Origin of the sequence: Bradyrhizobium sp. NBAIM03 (assembly GCF_020194055.1) — a bacterium.
GTDB classification, from domain to species: domain Bacteria; phylum Pseudomonadota; class Alphaproteobacteria; order Rhizobiales; family Xanthobacteraceae; genus Bradyrhizobium; species Bradyrhizobium yuanmingense.
Genome location: NZ_JADYVS010000028.1, coordinates 22,424 through 38,050 on the forward strand (window position 1 = coordinate 22,424; position 15,627 = coordinate 38,050).

Consider the following 15,627-nt stretch of genomic DNA (forward strand, 5'->3'; position numbering starts at 1 on the left):
CGGATGGTCCGAAGAACCGTCTAGGGATGAAACAAGCATACAACATGCGGCTTCCGTTCTTCTACGGCTGGATCGTGGTCGCCGTGACCTTCGTCACCATGGCGATCGGCGTCAACGCGCGCACCGCCTTTTCGCTGTTCTTTCCACCCATCATCTCCGAGTTCGGCTGGGAGCGCGGCGTCACGGCGGGCGCCTTCTCCTTCGGCTTCGTTGTGTCGGGCGTGGTCAGCCCGCTGATCGGCCGCCTGATGGACCGCGCGGGTCCGCGGGCGGTGATGGAGCTCGGGGTCGTGCTGATGGGCGGCGGCCTTTTGCTGGCGCCGCTGACCAGCGCGCCGTGGCACCTCTATGTCACCATCGGCGTCATGGTCGGTGCCGGCAGCGTCTGTCTCGGCTATTCCGGCCAGTCGCTGTTCCTGCCGAACTGGTTCATCCGCAAGCGCGGCTTCGCCATCGGCATCGCTTTCGCCGGCGTCGGTATCGGCTCGGTGACGCTGCTGCCATGGGTGCAGCACATGATCGAGCAGACCGGCTGGCGCACCGCCTGCACCGCGATGGGCCTGCTCGTCCTGATCGCGCTGGCGCCGATCAACCTGCTGCTGCACAAGCGCCCGGAGGACATCGGGCTCCAGCCGGACGGCGATGCCGCCCCCGCCGCAGGCGCGGCAAGCCCGGTCTCCAACGTCGTCGATCACGTCTGGGTCAACACCGACTGGACGCTGCGGCGCGCCGTCGCGACCGCGCGGTTCTGGTGGATCGGGCTCGGCTATTTCTGCGGCCTGTACATCTGGTATGCGGTGCAGGTGCACCAGACCAAATTCCTGCTCGATGTCGGCTTCAGCCCCGGCGTTGCGGTGTGGGCGCTCGGAATGGTCAGCCTGCTCGGCATTCCCGGCCAGATCGTGCTGGGGCACGTCTCCGACCGCATCGGCAGGGAGTGGGTGTGGGCGATCAGCTGTGCGGGTTTCGTCGTCTGCTTCGCCGCGCTGATCGCGCTGAAATATCAGGCTTCGCTCTGGCTGGTTTATCTGATGGTGTTCACGCAAGGCGCGCTCGGCTACGGCCTCACCTCGATCATGGGCGCGGTGGTGTTCGAGATATTCCAAGGCAGGCACCAGGGCAGCATCTTCGGCACGATCATGCTCGCGGCGCTGGCGGGCGGTGCGGCCGGACCGTGGCTGACCGGCGTTCTCTATGATCGCGCCGGCGACTACACGCTGGCTTTCGCCCTCGCCATGGCCGTGAGCGGGGTGTCGGCGCTCGCGATCTGGCGCGCGGCGCCGGGCAAGGTGCGGGCCGTGGCCGGCCGGCTGCACAAGCTCAAAACGGCATCCGAATAGGTCCAGAGCGCTTCAAGATACCTTCGGCGTTTTCGCGAAGCGTTAATCATGCCGTCTCTTGGCGCGGCGCGACGGAACTGCAAAAACGTCTTGGACACCATCGGAGCATTAACCTCTCGCCGATTGCCGCATTTCCCGATGCCGCTGGTCCCGACGATGTCCGCCTCCGATCACCTTGCGACAGAAACTCCTGACGTGCTGCGCGCCGCGCTCGAGCGCGCCGACGACGGCATCGTCATCGTCGATGAGGCGCATCGCGTCATCCATTTCAACCCCGCCGCGGACCGGATCTGGAAATTCGCCGCCGCCGAGGTGCTCGGCCGCGATGCCGCCGTCCTCACCCTCAAATGCCTAAGCGCCGGTGCGACCGCAGATTTCCGCGAGGAGATCAGCCTCGTGCGGCACGACGGCAGCCGTATCAAGGCGCAGATCGCGATATCTTCGGCGACGGCCGACGGCGCGACCCATCACATCGTGTTCGCGCGCGACGTCACCCTCGATGCCGAACGCCGCGCCAGGATCGCACTTCTCCACGCGGTCTCTGACCAGACCAACCGCGTGGTGATCATCACCGACGTCGAGCAGAACATCGTCTACGTCAATTCCGCGTTCACGGCGCTGTTCGGCTATACCAGCGAGGAGGCCGAAGGCCGCCGCGCGGGCGAGCTCATTGCCGGCCGCCACACCGATCGCAAGGCGATTGCGAAGCTCGTCAAGCGGCTGATGCATGGCGGCCAGCGCGACGAGGCCGAGGTGCTCGTCTACGACAGGGATGGTGAGGAGATCTGGGTCTCTGCCCGGATCGACGCCTTCCGCGACAAGAAAGGCCGGGTCAAGCACATCTTTGCGCTGCTCGAGGACATCACCGAATCCCGGCAGCTGCGCTCGTTGCAGCAACTAATCATGGCGGCGCTCGCCGACGAGGCGCCGATCACCGAGATTGCCGATCGGCTGTGCCGCCGCGTCGAGCAGATCGCGCCCGGCGTCGTCTGCTCGCTGCTGCACGTCGATGCCGCCGGCTTGCTCCATCCGCTGGGCGGCCCGAGCTTGCCCGAGGACTATTCCCGTTCGCTCGACGGCATCGCGATCGGTCCCGAGGTCGGCACGTGCGGAACCGGAGCCTTCTACGGCATTCCGGTTCTGGTCGCCGACATCGATGCCGATCCGCGCTGGCAGCCCTACAAGGCGCGGCCGCTCGAAGTGGGCTTGCGCGCCTGCTGGTCGACGCCGATCAAGGCCAAGGACGGCCGGGTCATCGGCACCTTCGGTTTCTATTATCGCGAACCGCGGGCGCCGAGCCGATGGCACCGCCAGATCGTCGATGCCTGCGTCAACCTCGGCGCGTTCGCGATCGAGCGCAAGGAGGCGCGCGCCGAAATCGCGCGGCTCGCCTATCACGACATGCTCACCGGCCTGCCGAACCGCGCGCAGCTGCGCCACCTGATCACGACCGCGATCAATGCCTGTCCGACCGGAGGCCATGTCGCGCTCGCCTTCCTTGACGTCGATCATTTCAAGGACGTCAACGACACGCTCGGCCACGCCGCCGGCGACGAGCTCTTGATCCTGCTCGCGCAGCGCCTGCGCGAGCAGATCGGTCCCGACGACATGCTGGGACGGCTCGGCGGCGACGAGTTCGTCATCCTGCTGCCGCAACGCAATGCCGAGGCCGCTGAGCGCATCGCGGCCGGGATCACCGAGGCCCTGTCCGCACCGTTGCGGCTCGGATCGAAGCTGATGCCGATGTCCGCCAGCATCGGAATCAGCCTCTATCCGGATCACGCCACCGACATCGACACATTGATGCAGCAGGCGGACGCCGCCATGTACATGGCCAAGCAGGCCGGACGCTCGACGCATCGCCTCTTCAGTGCCGAGATGAACGTGCTCGCGGAGCAGCGGCTGGCGCTGATCGCGGCGTTGCGCCGCGCCGTCGCGGAAGGTGTGCTGAGCCTCAGCTATCAGCCGCAGATTCGCAGCTGCGACGGTGCGATCCACGGCGTCGAGGCGCTCGCGCGCTGGCGCGATGCCGTGCTCGGCGACGTCTCGCCGGCAAAGTTCATCCCGCTCGCCGAGGAATGCGGGCTGATCGAGCAGATCGGTATGTGGTCCGTGCGCGAGGCCTGCCGTCAGATGGCGAGCTGGCGCCGCGCCGGGCTCAACATCCCCTGCGTCTCGGTCAATCTGTCGCCGATCAATTTCCGCAACGTCACGCTGGCCGCGCGGCTCAAGGACATCCTGGCCGAGCACGATCTGCCGCCGGATGCGCTGATGCTGGAGATCACCGAAGGCGCGTTCATGCAGGACGGCGCCGCGGCGCTGGAGACGATGAACGCGATCCGCGAGCTCGGCGTCGGCCTCTCGGTGGACGATTTCGGCACCGGCTATTCCAGCCTCAGCCGGCTAGCGCATCTGCCGATCCGCGAGCTCAAGATCGACCGCAGTTTCATGCGCGACATCGAGCAGGACGCGGGCGCGCTCGCGATCGCCACCGCCGTGGTCCGCGTCGGCCAGGGCCTCGGCATGAGCGTGGTCGCCGAGGGGGTCGAGACCGAGGGGCAGCGCAAGACGCTGGCCGAGCTAGGCTGCGACATCGTCCAGGGCTTCCTCTACGCGCCGCCCCTGCCGCCGGTCGCCTTCGAGCGCTGGCTGATCGAGCATTGCGCCGAGCAGGCGAGGGCGATGCTGGGGCGGCTGGACCTTGTAGCGGACAGGGCTGCTGTGAAGCAGTCGGCGTAGCCGCCTTTGGGCAATATTGCCGGACGGTAGGAACGCATTCGCGGCCTGCGGCTTGGTGCTCCGCCGGCGGGCAGGCGCCACGTCCTGTTTGCAAACTGCACGGGCCCAATGAAAAGACCGGAAAAGCAGCGCCACCGCAGTAGTGTCTCAGACGCAGCAAGCCGATCCCGGAATAGGACGAGCAACAAAGCCGCCGGCACCGGCGGACTTCGAATCACCAGCGACAGGAGGACGAGCAATGCGAAGGCATTCCCAATCGCGTGCAACGACCGAGGCGAACAAGCTCTTCAAGCAGACCGCGACGAAGCCCGCGACCGACTATGAGAAGGCAGAACGGGTCTTCCACGACAATCGAGAGCGACTGAAGGCTGAACGGTTGGCAAGGGAGGCTGAACGGCGAGACCGGTCCGAGAGGACGGGTTAGTGTCGCAGTTCTACTTTGATATTTGGGATGGTGAAGCGCTCGTTGTCGACGAGGAAGGTCTCGATCTGGCCAGCCGGCGGGCCGCGGAGATCGAGGCGGCGCTGTCTCTTGCCGACATTGTCAAGCAGCGCGACCCGCTCGCCAGCAGCGACGGCCTCGCCATCAATGTTCGGAATGCGGATGGCCCTGTTCTGACAGCGACATTCGTCTACGAGAAAGTCAGGCTGGTCAATTGAGATCGCCATGAGATCGCCGATGAAATCGCAATGTGTGCTCGCGCTCATCACGTGTAACGCTAGAGCATCGAAAGCACGACAATGCCTTCCTCGAGCTCTCCTGAAGCCAGGCGCGCCCGCGCCATGCGCTCGAACTCCGTGCGATGCTTCTGTAGATAGCTGAAGGCCTGCTTCTGCGTGTTGAATGTCGTTGCAAGCCGGCACATCTGCCGATTTGCGCCGGACGCGAGAAAGAATGTGATGGTTCCGTGATCTGGCTTTATGCGAGGCACGATCTGCACTCTCCGGCATGGGATCGGCACTTCAGATTTCGCAGGCGGCGTTGAAGACGGCTATCGCGCCAACTTCCTTGTCCGCTTCTTGAGCTTGGGCGCCGGCAAAGTCGATCGAAGAGCTTCATCGGCCGCTTCCCTCGCCTGGCGCGCCTCTCGAAGTCGCGCCATGTTCTTGCGAACCTCGATGGCTTGCCTTTCCACGTCCGCCAATGCCCGCGCGCCCTCTTCGGCGGCCAGGCGCTTGCGATCGGAACGTGTGATGCTTTCGGGTGACGGCTCTGCCGGCTTCTTGCTGCTCATCGTTCACCCGGATCCGCAAAGACTAAACCCGCTCAATCCAGGGATTGAGCGGGCAAAGCGACCGTTTCAGTACATCCGTGAAACGGCGCAACGATCTCAAGCCAGCGAGAGGTTCTCGGCGCTGACTTTGCCTCGCATCTTGTCGGTCTTGATCTCGAAGTTGACCTGTTGGCCTTCGCCGAGACCGGCAAGCCCAGCCCTTTCAACGGCGCTGATGTGAACGAACACGTCGTTGCCACCGTCGTTTGGCTGGATGAAACCGAAGCCCTTTTGGCCGTTAAACCACTTGACCGTACCTGTCGTCATTTTCTTCTCCAAAGCGCGCGAGCGCATCCCGCGCGACAATCGCGCGGTTACCTTCAACTTCGTCGATGTCTTTGGAAAAGGAGCCCGCGGGCGCATTCAACAAGGCACAGCGGCTAATCGAACAACTTCAATATATACAACTTTCGCGCATTTGCAAGGAGCGAAGCCAGTTTGTTTGCTGCGATGCGCTTCTTCTGTTCCGCGGCGCTTGTCCATCGATCTGCGAGCAAGGCGTTATCGATTGACAGCGCAGCACGACAATGGTCACGTGACGCCACCAAGCTGCTCGCCGTGACAAGCAGATCGGCTCGTCCGAAGCCGCGACCAATGTCGCGGCTCACTATCTCACACATCGCAATGAAGCTCCTGCGCAATTGGCTGCGCTGCAGGACGTGTCGCATTCGCAGCCCGAGCCAGGAGGATCAATTGCACGTACTCGTCAGAGAAAACAATGTTGAGCAGGCACTTCGCGTTCTCAAGAAGAAGATGCAGCGCGAGGGCGTCTTCCGGGAGATGAAGCAGCGACGGTCCTACGAAAAGCCGTCGGAGAGAAAGACCCGCGAGAAGTCCGAGGCCATTCGCCGCGCTCGCAAGCTGGCTCGCAAGCAGGCGATCAGGGAGGGATTGCTGCCCGCGCCACCGAAAAAGAAGCCTTTCGAACGCAAGCCGCCCTTGCCGGAGATCAAGGCAAGGCCGGAGTAGCAACGATCTGCTTTCCGGTCGCAGGCTATTTTGCTTGGGGCCGAGATCCTATCGCCTGAAATCGATGCCTCGCAGCACGATGCCCGGCGGGGTACCTTCGAATTCTGTGGCGCGATACTTGTTCGCAGCGCATGCTTCGATGCGATCCCGTAGACGAGCGAATTGGGCTTCCCGCTGCTCGGGCCTGACTTGCGGGCCCTGCTCGAGACCGTCCATCGCGGAGGTCGAAATCGCGCAAGGAATCTCCCGGGCGCCGTCATGCATCGAGAACCGCACGATCATCCGCTCGTATTCATGGCCGATAAAGCGGCCGCTCGTCAGTGTCATGGCCTACTCCATATCAGGTCGGCTTCCTGGCTCGCGCCAGCATGCGCGTAGAATGCAGCCGGCCGTCGCTCCGCTCAGCCGTCCCCGGACAGGCGTGCGAAATCGTCGAACAGCGCCGACACGAGCGCGCGGTGGCGCGTGTCCTCTGCCGGAAGACTCGCAGCATAGAGGTTGAGCAGATGACGCGCCTTCACCGCGGCCTCCGGCCATGACGCCGCAGGTACGGTCATCATGCGGTGTTCGAGATCGGCCTCGCGCTCGCGCAGCTCCCTGAGATGGGCCTCGACCTCGGCCAGCGCGCGGCGCAGGTCGGTGGCCTTCTGCGCGGCCATGCCACGGTGCTTGTCGAGATCGACCGGCCGGTCATTCATTGACGATGCTCGCGTCCGCTGCTTGCGCATCAGCAAGATCGACAGAACCGATCGACAGTACCTCCATGGTCCCGCGTGCGCCCTCGGCGGGCACAGTGATCATCGTGGCAATTCGGCGATAGGCGGCGAAAGTCAAGCCGTCGATCGTCTCCTCATCCGTGACGACCTCGTAGGTGCCCGCCGGCAAGATGCGCGCGACGCCGCGGATTTGGAACGGATGTCTGAAGACGACGGTCTCTCGCCGCGAACGGATGGTCATGCACGCCTGCCTTTCGCAAGTGAAGCCCCAACCGGTGCCGGCTGTTGCGACCATGCGCCTTTGGCGGGCCAATAGCCAGCACTATCGTCTGCACGCTGGCGAACGCTAGTTGCCACGGAGCGAGGCTAGCCCGCGACGCATTTACTGCTCGCTATTGGTTCGGCGTGAGCGTAGGCTCGTTGCCATCACCGCGCTTCTCAACGGCATCGACCGGTGACTGAGGGTCACGTGTGCTCCCGCCAAAGGTTCGCAGGAGCGTTCGATGTCGCGTGTTCGCATCTCGGAATGGATCGTGCCGCCGGTGATCGTTCCGCTGTTTCTGCTGCTTCTCGTGTGCGCCGCTGCGGTGCTCAATGGCTAGGACAACACGCGTGCCGTATCTGGTCAGCGGCACCAACGAATACGGCAGTTCCAATCTCGGTCATGGAACTGCGACGGTCGCGCTGCGTCTCGCGGAAAAGCTGCTGCGCGAAGGCTACATGGATGTCAGGGTCTGCACCCCGCGCGGCCGTGTCCTGCAGCCGAATGAATTCGACGAACTCAAACCAGCAAGGGAGAGCGACATGGCCAAGGGCCAGCAACGTGGCAACCGCGAAGCCAAGAAGCCGAAGAAGGAAAAGGCCAAGGTGATCGCCGCGGCCCCGTCCCGCAAGGAAGCCGCTTGGCAACCGGATTTCGGACCTGGAAAGAAGAAGTAAGAAGGAGCTGCCACCGAGCAGGCGGCGAAACAGCTCAGATCCGTCTCGGAAAGCGGCGAGAAGGGCTGGCGCCTATCGGCGCAGCTGCGCCGCCCGCGGGAGGCACCCGTTAGGCCGAGGCTAGTCCCGTCCTGCGCCGGAGATCCGTGATCGCGCGCAAAAAACTGTCGGCCGGCGTCGTCTCGGGGTCGATCAGCCGGTGCAGGCGAAAGCCGTCTTCCAGCGCGAGCACGACGGAGGCGATCCAGGGCGGGTTCAGATTGACGTTGCGCCCGTTGCTCTTCGATGTCGCTTCGATGATGTCGGCGACCAGCTTGCGCCGCGCGCGCAGGCGCTTGGCAAGCTCCGGGCGGCGCTTTTCGGCGCGCGCGACGAACAGGATCATCTCCATGTGCAGCAGCGGCGAGCGGCCGAGCGGATCCTGGCGGCTGCGATCCATCGTCTTCAGCGCCGCGATGAAATCGTCGAGATTGTCGTGCTGCGCCAGGATGTCCATGTTGCGCCGGATCGACTGCGCGACATGGTCCTCGAGCATGGCGATGATCAATTCGTCCTTGCTCTTGAAGTTCGAATAGAACGCGCCGCGGGTGAAGCCCGCCGCCGCCGCGATTGCCTCGATGCTGGCGCCGCCGATGCCGTCCTCCTCGAACACGCGCGCGGCCGCCTCGAACAGCGCCTCGCGCGTGTCGTCCCTGGTCGGCCTGGTTCTCAACCTTGACATCGGCGCAGCTTAGGGCAGAATGCAACTCGATACAACAATGTATCGAGTTGATAATTTACAGGGATGGTTACGCCGGGCGGTGGGCAGCCTTGCGTATGCGTGTCATGCGGCAACCGATCCGAGGTCACCATGAACGAGCAAGTGCAACCCGCTGGCGGACCGCTGTTCAACCCGCTCTCGCCGGATTTCATCCGCGATCCCTATCCGCATTATGAACGGCTGCGCACCGTCGATCCGATCCACGTGACGCCTTTCGGCCAGTACGTCGCCAGCCGGCACGCCGAGGTCAGTCTCGTGCTGCGTGACAAGCGCTTCGGCAAGGATTTCGTCGAGCGCACCACGCGCCGCTACGGCCCGGAGATCATGAAGGAGCCGGTGTTTCGCAGCATGAGCTACTGGATGCTGCAAGCCGATCCGCCGGACCACACCCGCCTGCGCGGCCTCGTCGTGAAGGCCTTCACCGCCCGTCGCGTCGAGGACATGCGGCCGCGGATCCAGGAGATCGTCGACCAGGCGATCGATGCCGTGATCGAGCGCGGCCACATGGACCTGATCGAGGATTTCGCCTTCCGCCTGCCCGTCACCATCATCTGCGACATGCTCGGCATCCCCGAGGAGCATCGCGAAGTGTTCTACAAGAGCTCGCGCGACGGCGGACGGCTGCTCGACCCCGTGCCGCTCTCGCCGGAGGAGATCCGCCAGGGCAACGCCGCCAACCTGATGGCGCAGATGTATTTCCAGCAGCTGTTCGAGCTGCGCCGCAAGAATCCCGGCGACGACCTCATCACCCAGCTGGTGCAGGCCGAGGAGGACGGCAACAAGCTCACCAACGAGGAGCTGACCGCCAACATCATCCTGCTGTTCGGCGCAGGCCACGAGACCACGGTCAACCTGATCGGCAACGGCCTGCTCGCGCTCCACCGCAACCCGGATCAGCTTGCGCTCCTGAAAGCGAAACCGGAGCTGATGACGAACGCGATCGAGGAGTTCCTGCGCTATGATTCCTCGGTGCAGATGACCGGGCGCGTCACGCTGGAGGAGATCGAGGACCTCGGCGGCGTGACGATCCCCAAGGGCGAGACCGTGCTGTGCCTGCTCGGCTCGGCCAACCGCGATGGCGCGGTCTACCCCGACAGGCCCGACCGGCTGGACGTCACCCGGGCGAACGTCAAGCCGCTGTCGTTCGGCGGCGGCATCCATTTCTGCCTTGGGGCCCAATTGGCGCGGATCGAGGCCGAGATCGCCATCGCCACGCTGCTGCGGCGGCTGCCGGATTTGCGCATCGACGACATCGAGACCCCGGAATGGCGGCCGACCTTCGTGCTGCGCGGGCTGAGGCGGCTGCCGGCGAGCTGGTGAGGGGGCGCTCAGCGTTAACCTCCGCGCGCAACAGTCGCTGTGACTTCGCCATACTTCCCCCTATATAAGGGGCTGTTCCGGCGCGCCTGAGGCTCTCAGCTTCGGCCCAGGCCGGTTTGGCCGAGGGGAGACCCGTGCAGACGACGCTGCTCGGATTGGCGATTGCCTTCATCATTGCGCTGCTGGCCGCGCTGATCGGGCCTTACTACATCGACTGGAACCAGTTCAGGCCCCAGTTCGAGGCGGAGGCCGGCAAGATCATCGGCGTGCCGGTGCGGGTGGCGGGCGAGCTCGATGCGCGGCTGTTGCCGGCGCCGACGCTGCGGCTGCGCGGCGTCACCTTCGGCGGCAACAACGATCTCGGCCGCCTGCGCGCCGACAAGCTCGATGTCGAGTTCAGCCTCGGCTCCCTGATGCGCGGCGAATGGCGCGCCACCGAGCTTTCGGTCGGCGGCATGGCGGTCGATCTTGGTCTGGACGCGCGCGGACGGGTCGATTTGCCCTCCACCGCGAGCGGCACCTTCAACCTGGCCTCCCTCGCCATCGAGCGGCTGAACCTCACCGGCCGCATCGCCTTGCACGATGCCGCCAGCCGCTCGACGCTGGAATTGAACGATATCGCCTTCTCCGGCGATGTGCGCTCGCTCGCAGGCTCGGTGCGGGGCGATGGCAGCTTCACCGCGCGCGGCGTGCGCTACCCGTTCCGCGTCTCCTCCGGCCCCAGCGCCGACGGCAGCGCCACCCGTCTCCACCTCAACATCGATCCCGGCGAGCGCGCCATCCTCGCCGATCTCGAGGGCGTGCTCGCCTTCGACAATCGCCAGCCGAAATTCGAGGGCGCGCTGACTCTCGCCGTGCCCGCGGCCAGGAAGGCGGCCGAGGCGGGGCCGACGCCCTGGAAGCTGGCGACCAGGCTCAAGGCCGATCCGGCCGGCGCCAAATTCGACCAGATCGACGCGAGCTTCGGCCCGGAGGACACCGCGCTGAAGCTCGGCGGCGTCGGCGATCTCAGGTTTGGCGCATCGCCCTTGCTGCGCGCGGTGCTGTCGGCGCGGCAGGTCGATGCCGACAGGCTGACCGCCAAGGATGATGCCGATCCGCAGCGCGTCCTGCCGGCGCTGCGCGCAGGGCTGGCGGCGATCCCGCAGGTGCCGATCCCTGCCCAGATCGAGTTCAATGCCGATCAGATCATGCTCGGCGGCCGTCCGCTCCAGAACATCGCGACCGAGCTTGCGACCGACGGCCGGTCCTGGACCTTCCGGCGGCTGGAGCTGCGCGCGCCGGGCATGACGCAGGTCTCGCTCAATGGCGCGGCTCCCGGCGCCGACAGTTTCAGCGGCCGGCTCAGCGTTGAATCCCCGGATCCCGACACGCTGGTTGCCTGGCTGCAGGGCCGCAGCGAGATCACCCGCCGCAGCACGCGGCCGCTGCGTCTCGCGGGCGACGTCACCATCGCAGCCAATCATCTCGCCATCGACAGGCTGAAGGCCGACATCGATGGCGGCGCGATCGAAGGCCGCATCGTCTTCGTGCAGACAGGCGCGAGCAACGGCTCGCGGATCGATGCGGACCTCAGGGCCGACCGGCTCGACCTCGATGCCGCCACGAGCTTCGTGCGCGCGCTGGCGGGGCCGCAAGGCGAATGGCCGGAAGAGGCAAAGCTCTCGCTCGATATTGGCCGCGCGATCTCCGCCGGCCAGGAGCTGCGGCCGTTCGCAGCCAGGCTCGCCTACAGCCCGGCGTCGCTGTCGCTGGAGCAGCTGCGCTTCGGCCAGGGCGGCGGCGTGACCTCGGAGGCGAGCGGCAGCTTCGACCGCACCAAGACGACCGGCAAGCTCGCGCTGAAATCCTCGGCCAATTCGCTGCGCGAGCTCACCGCGCTGGTCGAGCCGTTCGCGCCCGCGCTGCGCGCGCGCCTCGATGCGCTCCCGTCCTTGCCCGGCGCGACCCGTCTCAAGCTCGATCTCAGCCTCGACAAGAACGCCGAGCATGCCGATCGCAGCAATGCCCGCTTCGTGCTCGACCTCGACGCACCGCAGCTCAAGACCACGGCGACCCTGGCCGCGCAGACGCCGGCGGCCGCCATCGGCGGTATCGACCTCGAACGCCTGCGCAACAGCGACTTCACGCTGGACGCGAAAGTGGCGGCGCCGCAAGCCGGCGCCTTGTTGGCACTGCTGGGGCTCGACCGCATCGTGGCCGCGGGCGAGGGCGCCTCGCAATTCGAAGGACGGTTGAGCGGAGCCTGGCGCCGTCCCTCGCAATTGAACGCAAAGCTCAGCGGCGGCGGGCTCGATGCCGACGCGCAAGGCAGCGTCGAATGGTCGGAGTCCAAACCGTCCGAACCCAAATCGTTCGAACCCAAATCGCTCGAACCGAAGGCGAGCGTGAACCTGCGCGTGCGCAACGCCAATCTGGCGCCGCTGCTCGGGACCAGCCCGGCCGGCAAGTCGGCGCAGAACGTCAGCCTGTCCTCCCGCCTCACGCTCTCCGGCAATCGCCTGACCTTCGGCGATCTCGACGGCAATGCCGCGGGCTCGCATCTGCGCGGCCATGTTTCGGTGACGCTCGATCAGGACAAGAGCATCGACGGCGAGGTCGGTCTCGACTCGCTCGATCTGGCGCCGGCGCTCGCAATCGCCGTCGGCGCAGCCGGTCGTGAGTCCGGCGAGCCGCTCAGCGCAGGATTGGTCAGCGGCTGGCGCGGCCGCATCGCCTTCCAGGCCTTACGCGGAACATTGCCCGGCGGCATCGAGCTGCGCCCCTTCGGCGGCACGATCCGGAGCGACGGCCAGTCGCTCGCATTCGATGCGCTCAAGGGCGGCGTCGGCGGCGGCGACATGTCCGCAAGCCTGGACGCGCGCAATGGCGCGGGTGGGCTTGCCCTGAACGCGCGCATCGAGCTCAGCAACGTCGATGCGGCGGCGCTGCGCTATCGCGACCTTGCCCTGCCCAAGGGGCGCGCCTCGGTGCAGATGGCGCTGACCAGCCAGGGCCGCAGCGTCGCGGCCTTGACCGGTGCGCTCGCCGGCAACGGCACGGTGACGCTCGAATCCGCCGAGATCGCCGGCCTCAATCCGCGTGCGTTCGAGATCGCCATCCGCGCCAGCGACGGCGGCCAGGTCAATGACGACAACCGGCTGCGGCAGCTCGTCGAGCCCGCGCTGTCGGCGGGGCGCATCGCGGTGCCCTCGGCGCAGATTCCGTTCACGATCCGCGACGGCCGCCTGCGCATCGGCGCAACGCCGCTGGAAGCGAAGAACGCCCGCGCCATCGTCTCCGGCGGCTACGACATTCCGGCGGACCAGGCCGACATCCGCGCCAGCCTGACGCCGATCATGACCGGGCTTTCCGGCGCCCCGCCCGAGATCCAGCTGTTTGCGGCAGGCCCGCCCGACAGGCTGAGCCGTACCATCGACCTCGCACCGCTGTCGTCATGGCTTGCGGTGCGCACGATCGATCGCGAGACGCGGCGGCTCGACGCCATCGAGCGCGGCGAGCCGCCGCCGGCCACCGCTGCGCTGCCGACGCTGGTGTCCCCGGAGATAGCGACCGAGCAGGCGCCACCCAACGTGCCGCTGCCGGGCCAGGACCCGCGCCGCGCGCCGGCAAAGCCCAGGGTGGCGCCGACCCCGAAAGCTCCGCAGGCCGCGCCCGCCGCGCCCAGCCCCTCACTGACAAGCCCTTCACTGACGAGCCCGCCGCTCGCGAGCCAGCAGCTCGCGCCGCTCCCTCCGGCCATCGACGTGAAGCCCGCCCCGGGCCCGCCGCCCGCCAAGCCCAGGCCGAAGCCGCCGCTTGTGCTGACGCCGCAGAATCCGTAGACGGCGCTATCTAAAGTGCTCCGTTGCCGATGCTCGTCATGCCCGGGCTTGTCCCGGGCATCCACGTTCTTTGTGCCATGCGGCAAGGCGTGGATGGCCGGAACAAGCCCGGCCATGACGCGGAGAGGTTTCAGTGCCCAAAGCTTCTCGGCTCTTGCACAACAGTAAATCCATTCCCTCGCATTTGACGGAATTTTCGTCGGCAAAACTGATTTGCCGACTTTACTGAATTCTCGCGTTTCATCTCTAGCGTGGGTTCCCAGAGGAATTCGGCGTCGCGCCGCGAGCGGCGGGACGGCTCGCCAAGGGCTGCCAAGAACTGGGGTGATCGAGATGAACGGGGCGAAATCGCTTCTGCAGGATCTGGACGACGCGATCGCGCGCGGCACCGACGAAAGCCGGGCGCGTGCATTGTGGCATGCGACCGACATCCTGATCACCGGCCGCTACAGCGACGACGAGATCAGCATGTTCGGCGAGGTGATCGGCCGGCTCGCCGACGAGATCGAGGTGGCTGCGCGCGCGCAGCTCTCCGAAGTGATGTCGGCCTGCGATCACGCCCCGCTCAACGTCATCGAAAGGCTCGCCCTCGACGACGAGATCGCGGTTGCCGGTCCCGTGCTACGCGATTCCAACCGCATCGACGAGAAGATGCTGGTCCAGAGCGCCATGACCAAGGGCCAGGCGCATCTGCTGGCGATCTCGCAGCGCCAGTCGATCGGCGAAGCCGTGACCGACGTGCTGGTCAAGCGCGGCAACCAGGAGGTCGTGACTTCGGTCGCCAAGAACGAGGGCGCGCGCTTCTCCGGCTCGGGTCTCTTGCACATGGTCCGCCGCGCCGAGGGCGATTCGATCCTTGCCGAGCAGCTCGGCCTGCGCAAGGACGTGCCGCGCCACATCTTCCAGCAGCTGATCGCGAAAGCCTCCGAAGACGTCCGCCGCCGCCTCGAGACCGAGCGGCCCGAGATGATGTCGCAGATCCAGAGCTCGGTCACCGAGGTCACCGGCGATCTCCAGTCCAAGTTCGGCCCGTCCTCGCGCAGCTATTTCGTCGCCAAGCGCGTGGTCACGACGCAGTATCGCCAGGGCAATCTCAACCAGGACTCGATCTCGAACTATGCCCGCCAGCATCGCTTCGACGAGGTGCAGATCGGCCTGTCGCTGCTGTCGGCGCTGCCGGTCGACGTGATCGAGCGCGCGCTGATGGACCGCAACCGCGAGATGATCCTGGTGCTGTGCAAGGCGCTCGACTTCTCCTGGGACACGACGATGTCGCTGTTGTTCCTCGGCGCCAAGGATCATCTGATCACGGCGCGCGAGCTCCAGGACAACGAGCGCGAGTACGGCCGGCTCAAGATCGAGACGTCGCGCAGCATTCTGAAGTTCTACCAGTCGCGCAAGACCGGCGCGGGTGCCGATGCGGGCCGTCAGCCCGAACTTCAAGTCCACTGACAGGTCCACTGAGGAGAGGGGAGTACCTGCAATGTTACCTCAATTCGGCACCGCCGTTCGCAAGAAGAATCTCGCCAATGTCGGCGCCACCGATCTCGGCGGCGCAGCTTCGGACAAGGCCTCGGTGGACGCCGCCTGGCTCGTGCTGGAAGCCGCCAACGACCTCGGTGATCACGCCGCGGTGGACGCCTGCCGCCGCGTCATCGACGCCGAGCTGAACGGCACGGCGGCCCGCAGCGCCGATATCGATCTCGTGCTGGGATATTTCCGGTAAGGCTCCTGAGATCGCGCTCG

The 15,627-nt window shown here is 65.9% G+C and carries 16 protein-coding genes; 9 read left to right on the forward strand and 7 right to left on the reverse strand.

What is annotated here, in order from left to right:
* Positions 1–44 precede the first annotated feature (44 nt).
* The 3 genes from I6F21_RS30605 (at position 45) to I6F21_RS30620 (ending at position 4,739) form a co-directional block, all read left to right on the forward strand.
* Positions 45–1,340: an MFS transporter gene (locus I6F21_RS30605; protein WP_225114929.1), complete on the forward strand. Its 1,296-nt coding sequence runs from the start codon at positions 45–47 to the stop codon at positions 1,338–1,340.
* A gap of 156 nt (positions 1,341–1,496) precedes the next feature.
* Positions 1,497–4,079, forward strand: a complete 2,583-nt coding sequence (locus I6F21_RS30610) for an EAL domain-containing protein (protein ID WP_225141584.1) — start codon at positions 1,497–1,499, stop codon at positions 4,077–4,079.
* Positions 4,080–4,502: 423 nt separating this feature from the next.
* On the forward strand, positions 4,503–4,739 hold the full coding sequence (locus I6F21_RS30620) for a hypothetical protein (RefSeq protein WP_074448133.1): 237 nt from the start codon (positions 4,503–4,505) through the stop codon (positions 4,737–4,739).
* A gap of 59 nt (positions 4,740–4,798) precedes the next feature.
* Here the strand turns inward: I6F21_RS30620 and I6F21_RS30625 are convergent, their stop codons facing one another.
* From I6F21_RS30625 to I6F21_RS30635, 3 genes are all read right to left on the reverse strand, one after another.
* A complete protein-coding gene (locus I6F21_RS30625) occupies positions 4,799–5,020 on the reverse strand; it encodes a hypothetical protein (RefSeq protein WP_036006506.1) in 222 nt (73 codons plus the stop codon).
* Between the two features lie 51 nt (positions 5,021–5,071).
* Entirely contained in the window at positions 5,072–5,314 is a 243-nt protein-coding gene (locus I6F21_RS30630; RefSeq protein ID WP_109144944.1) for a transcriptional regulator, read from the reverse strand.
* A 96-nt stretch (positions 5,315–5,410) separates the two neighbouring features.
* On the reverse strand, positions 5,411–5,620 hold the full coding sequence (locus I6F21_RS30635; RefSeq protein WP_109145937.1) for a cold-shock protein: 210 nt from the start codon (positions 5,618–5,620) through the stop codon (positions 5,411–5,413).
* Between the two features lie 426 nt (positions 5,621–6,046).
* Between I6F21_RS30635 and rpsU the strand changes: the two genes are divergently transcribed.
* Positions 6,047–6,322, forward strand: a complete 276-nt coding sequence (gene rpsU / locus I6F21_RS30640; RefSeq protein ID WP_225141643.1) for a 30S ribosomal protein S21 — start codon at positions 6,047–6,049, stop codon at positions 6,320–6,322.
* A gap of 48 nt (positions 6,323–6,370) precedes the next feature.
* Here the strand turns inward: rpsU and I6F21_RS30645 are convergent, their stop codons facing one another.
* The 3 genes from I6F21_RS30645 to I6F21_RS30655 all read right to left on the reverse strand — a co-directional run bounded on the left by I6F21_RS30645 (position 6,371) and on the right by I6F21_RS30655 (position 7,279).
* On the reverse strand, positions 6,371–6,649 hold the full coding sequence (locus tag I6F21_RS30645) for a DUF1488 domain-containing protein (protein WP_036024960.1): 279 nt from the start codon (positions 6,647–6,649) through the stop codon (positions 6,371–6,373).
* A 74-nt stretch (positions 6,650–6,723) separates the two neighbouring features.
* Positions 6,724–7,020 carry a hypothetical protein gene (locus tag I6F21_RS30650; RefSeq protein WP_225141586.1) on the reverse strand — a complete coding sequence of 99 codons (297 nt, stop codon included), beginning with the start codon at positions 7,018–7,020 and terminating at the stop codon, positions 6,724–6,726.
* Complete coding sequence (locus tag I6F21_RS30655) at positions 7,013–7,279, reverse strand: hypothetical protein (protein ID WP_225141588.1); 267 nt, start codon at positions 7,277–7,279, stop codon at positions 7,013–7,015. The genes I6F21_RS30650 and I6F21_RS30655 overlap by 8 nt, the downstream gene beginning before the upstream one ends.
* A gap of 371 nt (positions 7,280–7,650) precedes the next feature.
* On the opposite strand from I6F21_RS30655, the gene I6F21_RS30660 reads away from it, so the two are divergent.
* Positions 7,651–7,977 (forward strand): hypothetical protein, encoded by a 327-nt coding sequence (locus tag I6F21_RS30660; protein ID WP_225141590.1) that lies wholly within the window; start codon positions 7,651–7,653, stop codon positions 7,975–7,977.
* A gap of 109 nt (positions 7,978–8,086) precedes the next feature.
* On the opposite strand, the gene I6F21_RS30665 is transcribed toward I6F21_RS30660, so the two are convergent.
* Positions 8,087–8,698 carry a TetR/AcrR family transcriptional regulator gene (locus I6F21_RS30665; protein ID WP_225141592.1) on the reverse strand — a complete coding sequence of 204 codons (612 nt, stop codon included), beginning with the start codon at positions 8,696–8,698 and terminating at the stop codon, positions 8,087–8,089.
* Between the two features lie 129 nt (positions 8,699–8,827).
* Here I6F21_RS30665 and I6F21_RS30670 point away from each other — a divergent pair, with 129 nt between their 5' ends.
* From I6F21_RS30670 to I6F21_RS30685, 4 genes are all read left to right on the forward strand, one after another.
* Positions 8,828–10,057: a cytochrome P450 gene (locus I6F21_RS30670; protein ID WP_036037420.1), complete on the forward strand. Its 1,230-nt coding sequence runs from the start codon at positions 8,828–8,830 to the stop codon at positions 10,055–10,057.
* Between the two features lie 134 nt (positions 10,058–10,191).
* Positions 10,192–13,881 (forward strand): AsmA-like C-terminal region-containing protein, encoded by a 3,690-nt coding sequence (locus tag I6F21_RS30675; RefSeq protein ID WP_225141594.1) that lies wholly within the window; start codon positions 10,192–10,194, stop codon positions 13,879–13,881.
* Positions 13,882–14,214: 333 nt separating this feature from the next.
* Positions 14,215–15,333 (forward strand): DUF2336 domain-containing protein, encoded by a 1,119-nt coding sequence (locus tag I6F21_RS30680; protein ID WP_036037435.1) that lies wholly within the window; start codon positions 14,215–14,217, stop codon positions 15,331–15,333.
* 31 nt (positions 15,334–15,364) lie between these two features.
* Positions 15,365–15,607 (forward strand): hypothetical protein, encoded by a 243-nt coding sequence (locus tag I6F21_RS30685; RefSeq protein WP_225114691.1) that lies wholly within the window; start codon positions 15,365–15,367, stop codon positions 15,605–15,607.
* The last annotated feature ends 20 nt before the right edge of the window (positions 15,608–15,627 follow it).